The following is a 16,482-nucleotide window of genomic DNA, read 5'->3' as shown; positions in this document are numbered from 1 at the left end:
TATATGCCAATAAATACCATGCAAGACATAACAACTGCGCTATTAAAGGTATTGTTTAATCAACGACGCGTTAGTGAGTTTGCCGAGACAAAGTGTAATGGAATTTTATGCCCGGAATGCATTGGCCATCCGCAAGATAAAATTCACCATGCTATCAAGGAACAACGCGCCCTAACGTTGATTCTTCCTGCCTTCCCTGCAAAATCAGCCAATAGACAAAAAACCCTTTCCGAAAAACCGGATCGAGGTGAAATCATTGGCTTGAGTAATTTGAATCGACTCTGCCAAACCCTGGAAGAAATTTATCCTGTAGGCATTAAGTTAATCATTTGTTCTGACGGTCGAGTCTTTAATGATTTAGTTTTGGTGAGTGATGATCATGTAGATGTATATCAAAAAGGAATTCAACAAATTATCAAAGAATACCAATTAACTCATTTATCTACATTTGCGCTTGATGAGGTCTATCCCTGCCATAACTATCAGATTATGCGGGAGTTATTAATGGTCGAGTTTGGTCAATCTTTAGATGAATTAAAACAACATGTAGCAACCGATCCGCACGCTCGGTATCAATTTAATGGGATTCACCGTTTTATTGCTGAGGATCAATTCGCTTTAAAACCTGAACAAACAAAAAATAAAACACGCCAGCAAGCTAAACAAATTGCTTATGAAGTAATCCGTCGCTCGAATGCCTGGTCACGATTATTAACGAATTATTTTCCACAATCCGTGCGATTGTCGATTCATCCCCAGCCTTGTGGCTCAGAGAAAATAGGAGTTCACTTACTACCCACATCAAATCGTTGGAGTACCCCTTGGCATAATGTTCTACTTAAAAAAGGCAAAAGATGGCAACTCATAAAAAGGCAAGAAGCTGAGCAATTGGGTGCACGATTAAATAAAGATCATTATGTATTGGAGGCCTACTCATGAACCAACAACAGCGATTTTGCCCTCATCTAATTCAAGCGGATCATGGTCGTAAGCTGACCGATTTATCATTGGAAATGCTCCTAAACCAAACGACTCAACATAAGATTGTACTTCTACGAGGCTTTAATCTTCTGCAACGGGATGATTTGCTCCAATATTGTCAAAAGCAAGCCCAATTACTTTCTTGGGATTTTGGTCCGGTAATGGAAATGAAAGTAGATCAAAAGCCCAAAAACTATCTCTTTACGGAAGGAGATGTCCCATTGCATTGGGATGGAGCTTTTCATCAAGAACCTCGTTTTTTGCTCTTTCATTGTTTGCAGGCACCGAATGCAGAGAGTGGTGGGGAAACTCTATTTGTTAACACAGAAATGGTTTGGCATACTGCAAGCGATGCACAAAAAAAAGAGTGGCAACAGTATGCGCTCGTATTTCATACCGAGAAACTAGCACATTATGGGGGCACCATTACTCGTAATTTAATCAATAAACATCCAGAAACTCAGCAGGTTATCTTAAGATTTGCTGAACCTGTAGGTGAAGACTATTTAAATCCAGTACAGGTTAAAATAATAGGTAAAAATGAGGATGAATCGCGATCCATTTTATCTTCTTTAAGTCAAAGTATGCGGATGCCTGAACATATGTATCAACATCAATGGCAACAAGGTGATTTTCTGCTTGCCGACAATTTTTCACTCCTGCATGGTCGTAACGCTTTTCATCGACATAGCCCAAGACATTTAAGAAGGATCCAAATATTATGAAACCCTATACCTTAATGCAGTTAAAGCAAACCACCAGCCCAGAACAATTCAGCAATCATTTGCGAGAAATGGGCGAATTGTTTTGGTGGGAAGCCGGTAAATTTTTTGTAGTTACTTCCTATAAATTAGCCAAACAAGTCCTCACAAGTGAGGATTTTACTTGTGATCGCACCCCTTTTTTTATAACACGCATGCCCGAGATGAATTTGTCATTAATTACTGATTTTTTTAAAGTGGTCAGTAAAATGATGGTGATGAGTGATGCTCCAGAACACACTGATCGCCGGCGGATTTGTTATCATGGCTTTAGTAACAACTGTCTGGAACAATTGAAACCCTTAATTCAGCAGACTATAACAAATTGTTTGGCAGAGTATACTGCAGATAAACCTTTTGATTTTGTTACTCAACTGGCCCAACACATCCCTTCGGTGACACTTGCAGAATTGTTCGCAATTCCAGATAGTGAACGTCTTGATTTTTATCATTGGTCTAATAATATGACGCAATTTTTTGGTGGCTCAACCAGTTATAAAGATCAGGATGGAATTCAGGTCAATCAAAGTGCCAAACAACTCTATAGTTATTTTTCAAATTTAATTGTCCATCGTCGAAAAAAACCAGGATCCGATTTTTTAAGTATCTTGTTGGAGCATCAAGCCCATTTTGGCTTGACCGATGATGAAATTATCTCTCAAGCAATTATGATGTTAGTTGCTGGTCAAGTCACAACCACTGATCAGCTGTGCAATAATTTATTTATTTTGTTGAATCAACCAGGACTTTGGCAACAAGTAAGAGATAATGCTCATCTACTTGATAGATATATTGAAGAATGCAACCGGCTTGATCCCGCAGTAACGTTTATTTTCCGAGTCACTAAAAATGAAACGATGATAGGAAATAAATTGATTGAAAAAGGCAAGGTGATTTTCATATCGACACATGCCATTAATCGTGATCCCCATTATTTTGACGACCCAGATGCCATCAATCCTAATAATAAACACCCCCAACATTTCAGTTATGGTTATGGCAGTCATTTTTGTCTGGGTGCAAAATTGGCACGTATCGAGATGCACAGCATTTTTAAAGCTCTATTGAACCAGTTTCCTGGGTTACGTCTTGATACCAGTAACCCCGCGCAAAGGAAACATCACAGTTTATCTTTTTCTGGTTTCGAACATCTATATTTAAATGCCCTTTAAGATGCTTATAATAAGTTTATGAAATTGTGGCCTAATGAGAAGGCACCAGTCGTTACCCTCGCAATGACTTGGGTTTCACTGTATGCCTCCACTTAGGTTACAAAATTTAAGATCTTAGAGAGACGCAACTCATGAGCGATCAAAAAAACCTATCAAAGGATGCCGCGCTTAAATTCATCATCCTCACCGGTATTGTGAGTCTTTTTGCGGATATGACCTATGAAGGTGCACGCAGTATCACTGGACCTTATTTGGCGTTATTAGGAGCTAATGCCGCTGTTGTGGGTTTTGTATCTGGTTTTGGGGAATTATTAGGTTATACACTACGTTCGGTATCCGGCTATCTTGTGGATCGTACTCATAAATATTGGGCGCTCACTATTTTTGGTTATACCTGTAATTTATTAGCAGTTCCCTCATTAGCCATCGCGGAACAATGGTGGGCTGCCGCTGCCCTCATTATTATAGAGCGAGTAGGGAAAGGGATTCGTACACCTGCGCGAGATGCCATGCTTGCTCATGCAGGACACCAAAAAGGAATGGGTTGGGCTTTTGGTTTACATGAAGCAATGGATCAAACCGGGGCGATGATAGGTCCTTTGATTGTGGCTCTCGCACTTTATTTTAAAGTGGAATATCGCTATTGTTTCGCGTTGCTTTTAATTCCTGCATTATTTGCTTTAGGCACTTTATTCTTGTCACGTTGGCTCTATCCTCGCCCCCAAGACTTAGAAGTACATCATGATACCCTGAAAATTAGCGGTATGAGCATGAATACAGCTTTTTGGCTGTACTTATCAGGAGCAGCACTCATTGCAGCTGGCTATGCCGATTTCCCATTAATTGCTTATCACTTTCAAAAAGAAGATATTTTATCTCCACTTTGGATCCCCATTTCTTATGCCCTAGCCAAAGGATTCAATATAGCAAGTGCCCCATTTCTCGGATATCTTTATGACCGACATGGTTTTATTATTCTCGTCCTTGTCTCCTTGATATCCTGTTTTTTTGCACCTTTAGTCTTTTTTGGTACTTCCACTCTGGCTTTATTAGGAGTAATTTTATGGAGTATTGGGGTTTGTGCTCATGAGTCACTGATGCGCGCCATCATAGCCGGTATGATACCTAAAGAAAAACGCGGCTCAGCATATGGAATTTTCAATACAGGTTTTGGAGTATCTTGGTTTTTGGGTAGTGTTTTAATGGGCGTTCTCTATGATACGTCCATTCTCGCTTTAGTTATTTTTTCCATTTCCATCCAATTACTTGCATTTCCTTTCATGGGTATAGTCATGAAAAAACTGAAATAAATAAAAACTCTATTTTTGTGCGGCTAATTTTTGCAAGTGTTCGTCGGATAAGCGAAATTGCAACAAATCCGTACGCGGATGAGCCCCTATAAATTCGTAAAATTCAATGGCTTTTTTATTCCAGGTAAATGCATGCCCTTCCATGCGACAGCATCCCTTTTCAATTGCCAACTGTGCAAGATTAGATAACAAGGCCGTGCCCAAACCATGATTACGATAAAGTTCATCTACAAACAACTCTTCAATGTAAAGAACTGGCGCTCCTGCCGGGGCAGAATAAGAGAAAAAAAATAAAGCATACCCAGCTGGTTTTTTCTTGTACTCAGCTAATAATACATTAAAAAATTTAGTTCGACCAAAACCATGAGACTCAATTTTGTCCAAGGTCAAATTAATTTCTTCAGGTTTCTTTTTTTCATATTCAGCGAGTTTCTTGATTAAACCAAAAATTTCTTCTTTATCTTTTTTCTTAGCAATCCGAAAAGTAAATTCCATATTTGTACCTCCACACCCTACGGTCTAATCAAACCGATTTACTGGTTGATGACAATACGGTGCTTTCTGATGTTTGGCATAATAATCTTGATGGTACTCTTCTGCCGGCCAAAATGTTTGCACAGGAAAAAGTCGAGTCGCAACCGTAAAGCCTTTTTTTTGTAACATTTGGATTAACGTTTCTGCTTCTGCTAATTGTTCCTGATCATAATAAAATACTGCACTTTGATACTGCTGACCTATATCAGGACCTTGACCTGATTTCTGCGTGGGATCATGGATTTCAAAAAATCGCTTTAAAACGTGGTGATAATCAGTCTTAGCTTTATCATAAATAACACGTACTGCTTCATAATGCCCAGTATTTCCCTGACAAACTTGGTCATAACTTGGTTCTAAAGTAACGCCCCCTGTATAACCCACTTCAACACGCAGAACTCCGGGAATTTGTTTTAAAAAATGATCAACTCCCCAAAAACATCCGCCAGCCATTATCGCTTCTTCCGTATCTAATACCTGACTGTCCGCAACGAAATCAATAGAAGCGGAGTTGACACAATGGCGTAAGTTGTTTTGGGTGAAGTATTCTCCCGTAAAGACATGCCCTAAATGTGCATCGCAGCGTGAGCAAAGGATTTCCATGCGTTGACCATCAGGATCGGGTAGCTGTTTGACCGCATGAACAATATTATCATCAAAACTTGGCCAGCCACACCCCGAGCTGAATTGGCTTGAGCCGCGAAATAAGGCTAAACCACAACGTTTACATAAATAAGTGCCATTAGTCATAACATAATTATATGCCCCAGTGTGAGGATATTCTGTGGCTTTTTCACAGATTATCCTTTTAGCTAACGGGGTTAAACTGGCTGTTTTATCAAGATAATCATCCATCATGCTACCTTTGTTGCCCTTGGCAAATTTTATCGGCTAAATAACCTATAGCTCCCGCATAATATATTGAATTATTATAGTGTAAAATCATCTTATAGTTGGGGAAGGTTAAGAAGGTGGGGCCGCCCAATGGCTGTACTATACTGCCTTGCAGGTTCTGATAAGGCAATGGCTCGCCATTTTCGGTACGTACACCCAGCGCACTCCATTCACTCACAGGCTTCACAATGGTTTTTCCTGCCATAGCCATATCGAATTTATGGGGTAATTTGACTTGGATAGCCCAAGGCTCCCCTGATTGCCATCCATTTTGCTTCATGTAATTTGCAATTGAAGCAAAGACATCAGGCTTACTTCTCCAGATATCCTTTCGTCCATCACCATCATAATCAACCGCATATTTCACCCAGCTTGAAGGTAAAAATTGGGGTTGGCCTGAAGCACCAGCCCACTCACCTTTGAAATCGGCTAAACTGACATGTCCTTCATCCAAGATATGCAAAGCAATAAATAATTCTTTACGGAAAAAATCTTTGCGATTGGAGTCATATGCTAAAGTGGCTAAAGCTTTCACTACAGGGAAATTACCCATGTAAGTACCATAACTGGTTTCCATTCCCCAAAATGAAACAATGAAACAAGGATTTACCCCGTATTTTTTGGCCACAGCCTCCAAGACTTCTTGATTCTTCTTGAATTCTTTACGTCCTATGGCAATTCTGTAACTATCAACGCGCGTGTTACGATATTTGATGAACGTAAGGCGATGTTCTGGTTGAGAACGTAAAAATCCTTTAATTTGACGGCTTGGCTCATGGATACCCGCAAACGCCTCATCAAACGTTTCTGATGAAATCCCCTGTTGCAAAGCTTCTGCTCTAACTCCAGCGACCCACTCATTCCAATTCTGTTGTGCGAAGGCAACATGATGTACCAGAACGTATGCGATTATCGCAAGTCCCCATTTTTTCATAGCCTTTCCCCCTGATTTTGTTACTTGATTGCCATCTCGATATTAAGATAGACCCTTTCTCATAAAAACATACAGCCTGGTTAAACCGCAAACCTCGAGCTTTTATCTATCTCAAAGCGCCACTGCCATTGGCTTAAAAATTACTGCCATCCCCGCGAACAGGGATCTAATTCTTGCACCAGCATGGTGACTGATTAGAAAACCTTCGCGGTACGACAAAAAAGCGAATCACGTTGGTGTACTGGACCTATGTCCGGGACACCAACGTAAAAGGATTATACAGTGAGTATTAAAGGGCTTCCATAAATGCTGTTAAATCCGCCTTTTCTTGTTGTGTTAACTGTAATTGCAAGACCAGGTTAAAGAACTCTACGGTATCTGCCAACGTTAACAAACGACCGTCATGCAAATAGGGTGGAGAATCTTTTATTCCTCTTAAAGGAAATGTTTTTATAGGTCCATCACCCACTGCTTTCATGCCGTTAATCATTTGTGGTTGGTAGAATCGCTCGGTCTGTAAATTATGCATGGTATTGTCAGTATAATAAGGAGGAGTATGACAACTTGAGCATTTTCCTTTGCCAAAAAACACTTCTTGCCCACGTAACTCTGCTGGACTTGCTTTGGCAGGATCAAGCTTTCCTTCCCAAGTCAATTTAGGTGCGGGTGGAAAATCCAAAATTTCTTGGAATTCGGCCATGAAATGAACTTGGCTACCACGTTCCAGAATGTTAACACCCTTTTTAGTTGCAATAACAGGATCCCCATCGAAATAAGCTGCTCTTTGTTCAAATTCAGTGAAGTCCTCCACTGTTTTTAGCGCACGTTGAGATCCAAATAATCTTTGAATATTTAAACCCCGTAAGGTTGGAGTATTGATGCGATGACGAAATTCTTGCGGTCTTATATCACCGACCAAATGCGTTGCTTTATTCGTATGGCCGTTCGCATGACAATCAAAACAAGAGACCCCCCGGCTCGGTTTAACAGTCCGTCGGTCTTCGGTTTGGTTAAATTGTTGTTGCGGGAATGGGGTAACTAATAGGCGTAACCCTTCTAACTGTTTGGGGTTTAATAAACCATTGAACAATTCGAAATAATTCTCAATAGTGACTAATTTACCTTGAGAAACATCCCCAAGATCAGGTCGGGTAGTTAAAAAAATAGGAGCAGGAAAAGGAGGTAAAAAATGATCTGGAATATCAAAATCCAAGTCAAACCGAGTTAAATCACGGTCTTCTTGTTTTTTAATTTCATTAATCGCAAATTTAGGAAATAACATTCCCCCTTCTGGATGATTGGGATGAGGTAAGGGTAAGAAACCTTGTGGAAAAAGGTTTTGTTTCTTCACATCATCTGGACTCATTTTAGCTAATTGTTCCCAGGTCACGCCTGCAGGGAGTTTCACGCGAACCCCTTCTTGGATGGGTTTCCCATTGGACATTTTTGCCGTTTGAGAAGGATTATTACTCAAATCATAACGCTGTTTTAGCAGCTCTTGTTGTCGGTCATTAATGGCTTGCTTTTCACTACTCATGCGTTGCAAAACGCTTTGAAACGTCTCATGAATCACTACGGGTAAATAACTTGAAGGAACTGTTGTATTCGCAGGAGTAGGTTGTGGTTTGGGGGTCTCAGCAAAAGCAAAAGAAACCATGCTTACTGTTAGAGCCATCACCCCTAAAGATTTTTTTAACATAGATAAGTCCGTTTAGATAAAAAGAATTTTTTCATCATAAAGTACTTATAAATTCAGTGCAATAGAGACTAAATTCTGGAAATCTAACATAGGCCTAGGGCAGCAAAGCGGGGTTCTGGGTTTTAGGTGCGGCGAATTTCAGGTTCGCTTCGCTGGAAAGGGTAGAAGCTCCATCGTGTAGATATGCTCGAACCTTAGGAACGTTAACTTGTTTTACTCACTACGTAAAGAAACTACAGGCTCCAACTTTGCTGCACGGCGTGCAGGATAAAAACCAAAGAAAATTCCAGTAGCTGCTGATACCAAAAAGCCTGCCGCAGGAGGCAAAAGATAGATTGAAAAATTCCAATCACTGAAATAGGCCAAAATACGGGTACAAATTAATCCTAAAATAACCCCTAGTATCCCTCCTAATAGAGAAAGCATCACCGATTCGACTAAAAATAAGGCTTGAATTTCACTATTTTTAGCTCCGACCGCTTTACGAATACCAATTTCTTTCCGCCGTTCACTCACAGAAACTAACATGACGTTCATTACCCCAATTCCACCCACCAAAAGCGAAATTCCTCCGATCACCGCCAGTAACAAGGTAAAAATTTGCCCCTGATTTTCCATGCTGGCAATAATTTGTTTGGCGCTACGTGAAAATACACTCAATTTAGGAGCAATTGAACCAATCGTTTGTTTTATTTCCTCAACCACCTCATCGATAGGACTATCGGGTTTCAATTCCAAGACCACATTATTTACTTTAGCCTCTTTGCTAATGAGGGCAATACCCCCCAAGGGAACTATTGCCGCCTGGTTGATGTCTTCATTGAAAAACCCATTTTCCTTCCAAGGTTTAGCGACACCAATGATTGTATATAAAGATTGTCCTATACGTAATTGCTTCCCAATGGGATCATCAAAGCTAATCTCTTTGATTTGGCGTGCCAAACCCGCACCAATGACGCAATAATGTTCATAAGATTCAACAAAAGAAACAAAATGGCCCGCAGCTAATTTAATATGAACAATTTTGGGCAAATGTTCATTGGCCCCGATGACCGCTCCTTGCATCATTTTTCCTTGAAAACTCAGGGGTTGATATGCAGTGCTATAGGGAGCCATATCAATAATATAAGGAATACGCTCGGCCATTTGTTCCCATTGCGCTGCACTGACTGATTCCATACTTCCCGAAGATTTGTCACTCGTTTTTGGATAAACCGCAATCGCTAATAAGTCTGTACCTAAAGACTTAAATTGAGCTAATGCTTTTTCGGTCGCCAATTGCCCACAACTTATTAAAGCCACAACCGCAGCAGTCCCTACTAAAATACCTAAAACGGCCAAAAAAGAACGCAACTTGGCGGCAGTCAAATTTACTAAAGCTTGTTGACAATGTCCGGAAAATTTCATGTACCAGTCTCCGCCATCACCATTCCATCCACCAAAGTGATTTTGCGCTGACACAATGCAGCGATCTGTTCATCATGAGTAATCATAATGATGCTACGTCCTTGTGCGTGCAAACTCAAAAATAAATTCATTACTTCATTACCGGTACGTGAATCGAGTGCACCTGTTGGTTCATCTGCCAAAATTACTTGCGGCTCAGTTACTAATGCACGAGCAATTGCAACCCGTTGTTGTTGTCCTCCGGATAATTGTGTGGGTCGGTGCTGTGCATATTGACGCATTCCTACTCGTTCCAGGGCGGCAAGTACCCTATCCTTAATTTCAACAGTCCCGACACCGCGATAAATCAATGGCAAGGCTACATTTTGCATGGCAGTAAATCTTGGTAATAAATTGAATTGTTGAAAAACAAAACCAATGTTTTGATTACGTAATTCTGCTGCTTCATCGTCAGTCAACGCAGCAACATTACGATTTTTCAATAGATAAGTCCCTTTGTCTGCTTTATCCAGGAGTCCTAGAATATTCATCAAAGTAGATTTACCTGAACCCGAAGCTCCTACAATAGCAAGTAAATCTCCCTCATAAACCGTCAGCGATACTTCTTTTAATATAGTGGTGCTGATTCCTTCGAGATGATAAGTCTTGACAATATCCGTAAGTTTCATAAGCGGTTGTTGAGTTTTTTTCTCAGGACCACGACGGGATGTCCTCGTGGAACTTAAGGGTCGCTCAAGAATACCTGTGTCCTCACTCATAAACCACCACATCACCCGCTTTTAAACCACTCTCAACAACTACTGTGTCTGCCTGTGCTGCTCCTGTGGTAATAACGCGTTTTTCAAGAGCGCCTGGCTTTGTTTGTAAACTAACAACGCTTTGTCCTTTTTCACGCTTTATTGCAGCAATCGGAATGATGAGCTGTTTGCCATTATCCACACTTAATTCGATGGAGGCACTCATACCCACCTTGATCCATTTCTGTGCTTCAGGAGGTAACTTCTTCACCTCAACCACCGCGGTAAAAAAGGGTAATCCATTATTATTGGAGGCTTGGGCATTTACTGCAACCAATTGTCCTTTTAATTGGTATTTACCAAAAGCTACACCGCTCACTAAAGCATCCATACCTGCATGGATTTGGGTGATATCAATTTCTGGAACATCGATTTCAATACTGATACCCGATAAATCACCGATCAACCCAATGACCTGTCCCGACTTAACAGTCGAGCCTACTGTAGCACGTACGCTTTTATCTTCACCCGCTTTAGGTGGGTAGAGTAGAACCCCATCTCGCGGGGATTTTAAACGAATCACATTATGATTAGAGGCTAAAATTTTTTTAATTTTATCAAAATCCGCCAAACTTAATGCCGATAAATTTCTGGGGTTATTTTCATCAAGCTTTTCCAACATTTCTGTCAGCTTACGAGTAGATTGCATCAAGGTAACTCGCCCTGTGTCCACATTGGATTTCTCGCTCATGTAATTATTTTTGGACAATAAACCCGCATCCCATAAATCCTGGGTCCCCACGAATTTGGCCTTCGCTATGGTATAGCTGTCTTTGGCTTTTAGGTATTCCGTTAAAGTGTCATTAAACTGCCTCTGCAACTCGGTGGAGTTTAGAGTTAAAATTACATCGCCTTTTTTTATTAATTGTCCATAATGGAAATTCATTGTTTCTACTACCGCTTCCATGGGACTGGCTATAGTATTTTCATGTAACGGCTGCACTGTTCCGGTAAAATGCAAAGTCTTATGCAAAGTTTGTTCTTCAACTTTATACTGATGTAATGCAACTTTTTTTTGCTCTTTATGATGCCCACATGAAGACACCAGCAACCCGATTAATAATAAAAAGATGACTTTTGATGTGTTTAAATACCTATTCATCCACCATACCTTAATTTAATTTGCCAATGATTCAGGGTTGTTCCCAAGATTCTTTGCAGGCTTGATATCTGATTTAGATATGCAATTTTTGCATTGATTAATCCAGATTGAGCCTGAATTAGCTGATTTTGAGTGTTGTTTACATCCAGGGCACTGGATATACCTGCTTGTTGTTTTTTCTTCTCCAATTCATAAGATTGCTCCGCTAACTTTACTTGCTTGAGAGCTAATTGATAACGTTTTGCCAAACTTCTTATATTATTAATGGTATTGGTTACATTCGTTATTAATGCTCGTTTGGTTGCAAGTAAATTTAACCGGTCTTTTTCCAAGCGCACTTTAGCATTGATTAATTGACTGCGACGGCTGATGTCATGCAAAGGAACGGTTAAGGTAACCCGGGCTGCCTCGGTAATGTTATTTCCATTATAAATTCCATTAAATCCCCCATTCATACCCGTCACATCATTTACAACCCCACTTTGTATATTTCCTGACAAATCCAACTGCCATAATTGTTGATTCTTCGCTACTTTATAAGCGCGTTCATCTGCGCGTAAGGTCATTTTTTGTGCTAAATAAACCGTATTATGATTCAACGCTTGCTCAATAGACTGCTGTAAATTAGGGACTGCAAGCTTATCTAAGGCAACGTCACTAGGAACGGATATATGCATTTCTGGATCCAAGCCAATAGTCTGCAGCAGATCTTGAGAGGAGTTTTCAAAATCGTTTTCCGCCTGCTCCACCATCAAACTTAAGGATTCAATTTGGTATGATTGCTGAATGTTACCCGTAGGCTCTAATTGTCCTGCCTTTATTTTTTTCTCATTAATTTCATACGATTTTTTGGCTTCTTTTAACTGCAAGCGCTGATTTTGTAAATTATTACCACTTAAAATAAGCATACGATAGGCCACAATAACTTGGGTAACTTGATCCGCAACCGATTGCTGCAAATTCAATTTGTTGAGCCATTCGTTGTCTTTAGCATCTAAAAGTGCCGCTTCATTTACTGCCTTTCCGAAACCGCGTAACAAAGGTTGAGTCAAAGAAAAATTCAACACCGGATTATAATTGTTATTTTCATTGACGTTATTATTAATTGATAAATTAGCTTCGGTCCCTAGCTTTGTTTTCAAATTAAACTCAGGGCTAGCGAGGAGCGTTCGGGTGGTATCACTACCCACGCCATTAAACCTACTTCTTTGAATAACTCCAGAAGCACCCAAAGCGTATTGCAATTCAAATTGATTATGGGCCAAACGTAATTGGTAGCGTTGAACAATTCGATCCAATTCAGCATTTTGAATATTAGGGTTATATCGTAAAGCCAACAAAATTGCTTCTCTTAAACTCAAGTGATGGAGGCTTTTATTTCGTGATGCAGGAGAGGTGGGCAGTTCTATCCAGTTATGTAACATAAACTCAGGATTTTTAATCGCTTTTTGGAGCCGTTCTTCTGCTTGTTTAACGTGTGAATCCTCCACAGGGAGCGACCAAACACTAGTCGCAAACAGGCAACCCATAGAGAAGAAGGTTAATATTCTACTTAGCCTATGTCCTACGACGTAGGCGACGGGTTGGTGGGTCTTAATGAGGTGGAGAGATTCCTGAATGCTGCGGAAAAATCGCGGGACGTAGCATGGAATATTTTTTAGGCGCTCAAAAACATGCCATGACCTATGGGATAAATTTATGAAACGCAATTTTTTTAATAACATCATTTTTTGTTCCACACTGCAAATCGTTGCATATCCTGCAAACGCAATGCAGTTAATTGGCCACCCCACAGACATCCAGTATCTATTGCATGAATTTTAGGATGAGGACATTTCCCCATTAAAGCAGCCCAATGCCCAAAAACAATATCCACATCAATTTCTTTACGATGAGGCACTTCATACCAAGGATAAAGATTTACGGGCGCTTGAGCAATAGTTCCTTTATAACTCAACTCGAGTTTTCCTTGCGCATCACAAAAACGCATCCGGGTATAATAGTTAGTTATCACCCGCAGTCTGTCTATCCCTTTTAAATCATCAGACCACATATCCGGCTTATTACCATATAAAAGCGATAAAAAATCGCGGTACCCATCCCCCGCAAGTACATCTTCTAGCTCTTGGGCCAGTTGTATAGCTTGTGACAAATCCCATACAGGACAAATTCCAGCATGACACATCACCACATTAAACTCTGGTGAGTAATACAAAATGGACTGCTTCCTCAACCAATGGCCTAGAACTTCTCCATCCTCAGCATGTAATACTTCGTGCAAGGTATCATCATGACCCTTCCAAGGCTTATCACTAAATAATGTAGCTAACAAATGTAAATCATGATTACCTAAAGTCACTATTGGCGTAATCGGTAAGGAATTAACGAAACGTAAAACCGATAAAGAATCAGGCCCACGATTCACCAAGTCACCAACGAACCATAACCGATCGGTTTTATCATCAAAATCGATTAATTCTAAAAGTCGCTGTAATGGCTCATAACAACCCTGCACATCACCAATTGCATAATCAGGCACCGTTTTTTGCTCCTGGCCTTAATGCACTCCCTTCGTTTTCAATCGCATGCCATTTTCCAGTGGCATCCAATTTTTGCAAGGAATTGGCCAATCCAATATTTTGTTGCTGGGTGAGCTGACTGCTAAATTGTGCTTTATGGATCAATTCGGTTGCGGACATGGATTCTACTTTTCCTGTAATCGGATTAACCACTTTTACGGATTCAGGCAGAGCGAGCGCATACTTAGAAAATACAACGCCACTCTCCATTTTACCTTTAATATCAAATCGGCTTAATACACCCCCATCAGCGGCTCGATTATGCAGGCTCAAAGATAAAAATCCATTTTGAGCCGCCTGCCAATTTTTATATTCCGGATGTTCGCGTACGAATAGTTGAAACATTTCCGCACACATCAACAAACCTCCAGGAACCATAAATAATGGAGCTTTATTAATCATAATCCGACCTGAGTCTAAGGACTTAATCATCCATTGAATAAACTCCATGCCTAGAGCCTGTTCTTTCTCTAATAAAGTTTCTGGCTGGCCACCAGAAAACGTACCCGCACGATAGCGCCCGCTTCCATAAGCAGCCGCAATACCTCGCGTCATAAATTCAAGTAAATAACGCTGAATCGCAATGGCTTCCGCTCGAATCAATATAGCCCCCAGGGTACCAGCAGAGCGTTCGTCCTCATTTAATAAAGCCAGCCATACTGCCAGAACTTCAGAATTAGAAGCGATCCAGGCAAAACCACTTCCTGGCATAATTGTTCTTGCCAATAATAGATTCAGACGACGCCGAAATTCAATTTCAGGCTCTTTTTCAAATTCATAAAAATAATAAATTCCCGTAGTGGTCATGCTTTCAAGTAAGGGATTCCATTCTTTTAAAAATTGGCCATTTGTGTCATAGAAACTAACGCGGTAATCAACAAATAACTTGCCTATGCCTTGAAGAAGTGCAGCTGAAAAAAGAGCATATTGCCAAAGCTTTTGCTCTTCGGATAATAATTCTGGCTGATCCTGTATCATAAACTCTTGAAAAAGGCTCAACGCCGCTTCCGTACGGTTCAGTGCATGATCCACTAAGCCACCTTGTTGCGAATAATAACTGTTCGCTGTCTCGGGTAAATTTTGGCAATAGTGAACAATGTTATCAATGAGGATGGCACATAAGCTATCATATCGTGCCGTTTCCAAAGCAGATAACATGCGTATTTTTTTTAATAAAATCTGTCTCCTATCCTCCGATAAAAGAAGATTTGCATTAACAATACGTGTTAAATCTTTTAAAGATTTACCTTGTGAAGATAAAGAACCTTTACGCTGACGCTGACGATGAAACAAAGCCATCTCCATAATAATTTAATAACTCCAAGTTGGAAAAATTATATCCATGATGATTAATTTTACACTAATTAGAAATAAATTTCGCTAGTTGCACATATTCCGAAATAGAAATCTGTTCTGGACGTTTATTTCCATCAACACCCAAAGTGCATAATTGCTCAGCCGTTATGATTCCTTTTAAGTTGTTATTCAACGTCTTACGACGCATGGAAAATGCACAAGCCACCAAACGTTCTAGCTGTGCCACGGGTACTTCTTGAAAGGGGGAAGCGCGATGGGGCACAAGACGAACCACCGCGGAATCTACTTTAGGCTGCGGATCAAAAGATTCAGGGGGAACATCAAACAAATGCTCCACAGCACAATGATATTGCAACATTACCGTGAGTCGTCCATAAGCCTTATTACCGGGTTCTGCTGCCATCCGTTCTACTACTTCTTTTTGCAACATAAAATGCATGTCTTCTATAGATGAGGCAAACTGCAATAAATGAATGAGCAAAGGGGTGGAAATATTATACGGTAGATTACCTACCACGCGTAGGTGAGGACCAAATTGGCTGTAATCAAGAGTCAACGCATCTGCAGCAATGAGATGCAGTTTCCCTTGTGCAATAGGCAATTCCGAAAGATACTTTTGTAAATCAGTATCGATTTCAACAGCCGTTAGATGATTTAATCGGCGCAACAACGGCTCAGTTAAAGCACCAAGACCAGGACCAATTTCCAGTATATTATCTTCTGCTTGCGGATTAATAGCGCGTATAATGCCATCAATAATAGGTCGACTTTGTAGAAAATTCTGGCCAAAACGCTTACGTGGGCTATGCCTCACCATTAATCCCCATAAAGTAAAAGCCAATTATAACGTGCATCCTCAATAAAAAGTAGCCTCAAGAAAGAGAAGGAGCCTCACGGTTTTCCACAACCAGGCATAGGAGGCTTGAAAGCAAAGTGACAAATTTATATAGCATAAACTTCAAAATTTGGTGTAAAATTCGCTCACTATGAACAAG

The 16,482-nt window shown here is 40.3% G+C and carries 15 protein-coding genes; 4 read left to right on the top strand and 11 right to left on the bottom strand.

The features are described from left to right. The first annotated feature begins 3 nt into the window (after positions 1–3). The 4 genes from HBNCFIEN_RS00415 to HBNCFIEN_RS00400 all read left to right on the top strand — a co-directional run bounded on the left by HBNCFIEN_RS00415 (position 4) and on the right by HBNCFIEN_RS00400 (position 4,224). Complete coding sequence (locus HBNCFIEN_RS00415) at positions 4–939, top strand: isocyanide synthase family protein (RefSeq protein WP_182392199.1); 936 nt, start codon at positions 4–6, stop codon at positions 937–939. Beyond that, positions 936–1,706, top strand: a complete 771-nt coding sequence (locus HBNCFIEN_RS00410; protein ID WP_182392198.1) for a TauD/TfdA family dioxygenase — start codon at positions 936–938, stop codon at positions 1,704–1,706. Before HBNCFIEN_RS00415 ends, HBNCFIEN_RS00410 begins: the two co-directional genes overlap by 4 nt. Beyond that, positions 1,703–2,914, top strand: coding sequence for a cytochrome P450 (locus HBNCFIEN_RS00405; protein WP_182392197.1), 1,212 nt, complete (start codon positions 1,703–1,705; stop codon positions 2,912–2,914). Before HBNCFIEN_RS00410 ends, HBNCFIEN_RS00405 begins: the two co-directional genes overlap by 4 nt. Before the next feature lie 131 nt (positions 2,915–3,045). Next, on the top strand, positions 3,046–4,224 hold the full coding sequence (locus HBNCFIEN_RS00400) for an MFS transporter (protein WP_182392196.1): 1,179 nt from the start codon (positions 3,046–3,048) through the stop codon (positions 4,222–4,224). Between the two features lie 9 nt (positions 4,225–4,233). Here the strand turns inward: HBNCFIEN_RS00400 and HBNCFIEN_RS00395 are convergent, their stop codons facing one another. From HBNCFIEN_RS00395 to rsmA, 11 genes are all read right to left on the bottom strand, one after another. After that, positions 4,234–4,719, bottom strand: a complete 486-nt coding sequence (locus tag HBNCFIEN_RS00395; protein ID WP_182392195.1) for a GNAT family N-acetyltransferase — start codon at positions 4,717–4,719, stop codon at positions 4,234–4,236. Positions 4,720–4,743: 24 nt separating this feature from the next. Then, complete coding sequence (locus tag HBNCFIEN_RS00390) at positions 4,744–5,613, bottom strand: bifunctional methionine sulfoxide reductase B/A protein (protein WP_182393569.1); 870 nt, start codon at positions 5,611–5,613, stop codon at positions 4,744–4,746. 4 nt (positions 5,614–5,617) lie between these two features. Beyond that, positions 5,618–6,586: a lytic transglycosylase domain-containing protein gene (locus HBNCFIEN_RS00385; protein ID WP_182392194.1), complete on the bottom strand. Its 969-nt coding sequence runs from the start codon at positions 6,584–6,586 to the stop codon at positions 5,618–5,620. A gap of 289 nt (positions 6,587–6,875) precedes the next feature. After that, a complete protein-coding gene (locus HBNCFIEN_RS00380) occupies positions 6,876–8,285 on the bottom strand; it encodes a cytochrome B6 (RefSeq protein WP_182392193.1) in 1,410 nt (469 codons plus the stop codon). Positions 8,286–8,498: 213 nt separating this feature from the next. Continuing rightward, positions 8,499–9,692: an ABC transporter permease gene (locus HBNCFIEN_RS00375; RefSeq protein ID WP_182392192.1), complete on the bottom strand. Its 1,194-nt coding sequence runs from the start codon at positions 9,690–9,692 to the stop codon at positions 8,499–8,501. Then, positions 9,689–10,360, bottom strand: a complete 672-nt coding sequence (locus tag HBNCFIEN_RS00370; protein ID WP_182393568.1) for an ABC transporter ATP-binding protein — start codon at positions 10,358–10,360, stop codon at positions 9,689–9,691. The genes HBNCFIEN_RS00375 and HBNCFIEN_RS00370 overlap by 4 nt, the downstream gene beginning before the upstream one ends. Before the next feature lie 82 nt (positions 10,361–10,442). Further along, positions 10,443–11,591, bottom strand: a complete 1,149-nt coding sequence (locus tag HBNCFIEN_RS00365) for an efflux RND transporter periplasmic adaptor subunit (protein WP_182392191.1) — start codon at positions 11,589–11,591, stop codon at positions 10,443–10,445. After that, positions 11,588–13,120 carry a TolC family protein gene (locus HBNCFIEN_RS00360; RefSeq protein ID WP_182393567.1) on the bottom strand — a complete coding sequence of 511 codons (1,533 nt, stop codon included), beginning with the start codon at positions 13,118–13,120 and terminating at the stop codon, positions 11,588–11,590. The genes HBNCFIEN_RS00365 and HBNCFIEN_RS00360 overlap by 4 nt, the downstream gene beginning before the upstream one ends. Positions 13,121–13,314: 194 nt before the next feature. Continuing rightward, complete coding sequence (locus HBNCFIEN_RS00355) at positions 13,315–14,130, bottom strand: symmetrical bis(5'-nucleosyl)-tetraphosphatase (RefSeq protein ID WP_182392190.1); 816 nt, start codon at positions 14,128–14,130, stop codon at positions 13,315–13,317. Further along, positions 14,123–15,475, bottom strand: a complete 1,353-nt coding sequence (locus tag HBNCFIEN_RS00350; protein ID WP_182392189.1) for a TraI domain-containing protein — start codon at positions 15,473–15,475, stop codon at positions 14,123–14,125. Before HBNCFIEN_RS00350 ends, HBNCFIEN_RS00355 begins: the two co-directional genes overlap by 8 nt. Positions 15,476–15,530: 55 nt before the next feature. Continuing rightward, positions 15,531–16,301: a 16S rRNA (adenine(1518)-N(6)/adenine(1519)-N(6))-dimethyltransferase RsmA gene (rsmA, locus tag HBNCFIEN_RS00345; protein WP_182393566.1), complete on the bottom strand. Its 771-nt coding sequence runs from the start codon at positions 16,299–16,301 to the stop codon at positions 15,531–15,533. Positions 16,302–16,482: the final 181 nt, after the last annotated feature.

It is taken from the genome of Legionella sp. PC997 (assembly GCF_014109825.1).
Lineage (GTDB): Bacteria > Pseudomonadota > Gammaproteobacteria > Legionellales > Legionellaceae > Legionella.
This window is presented reverse-complemented; position numbering and strand designations above follow the sequence as displayed.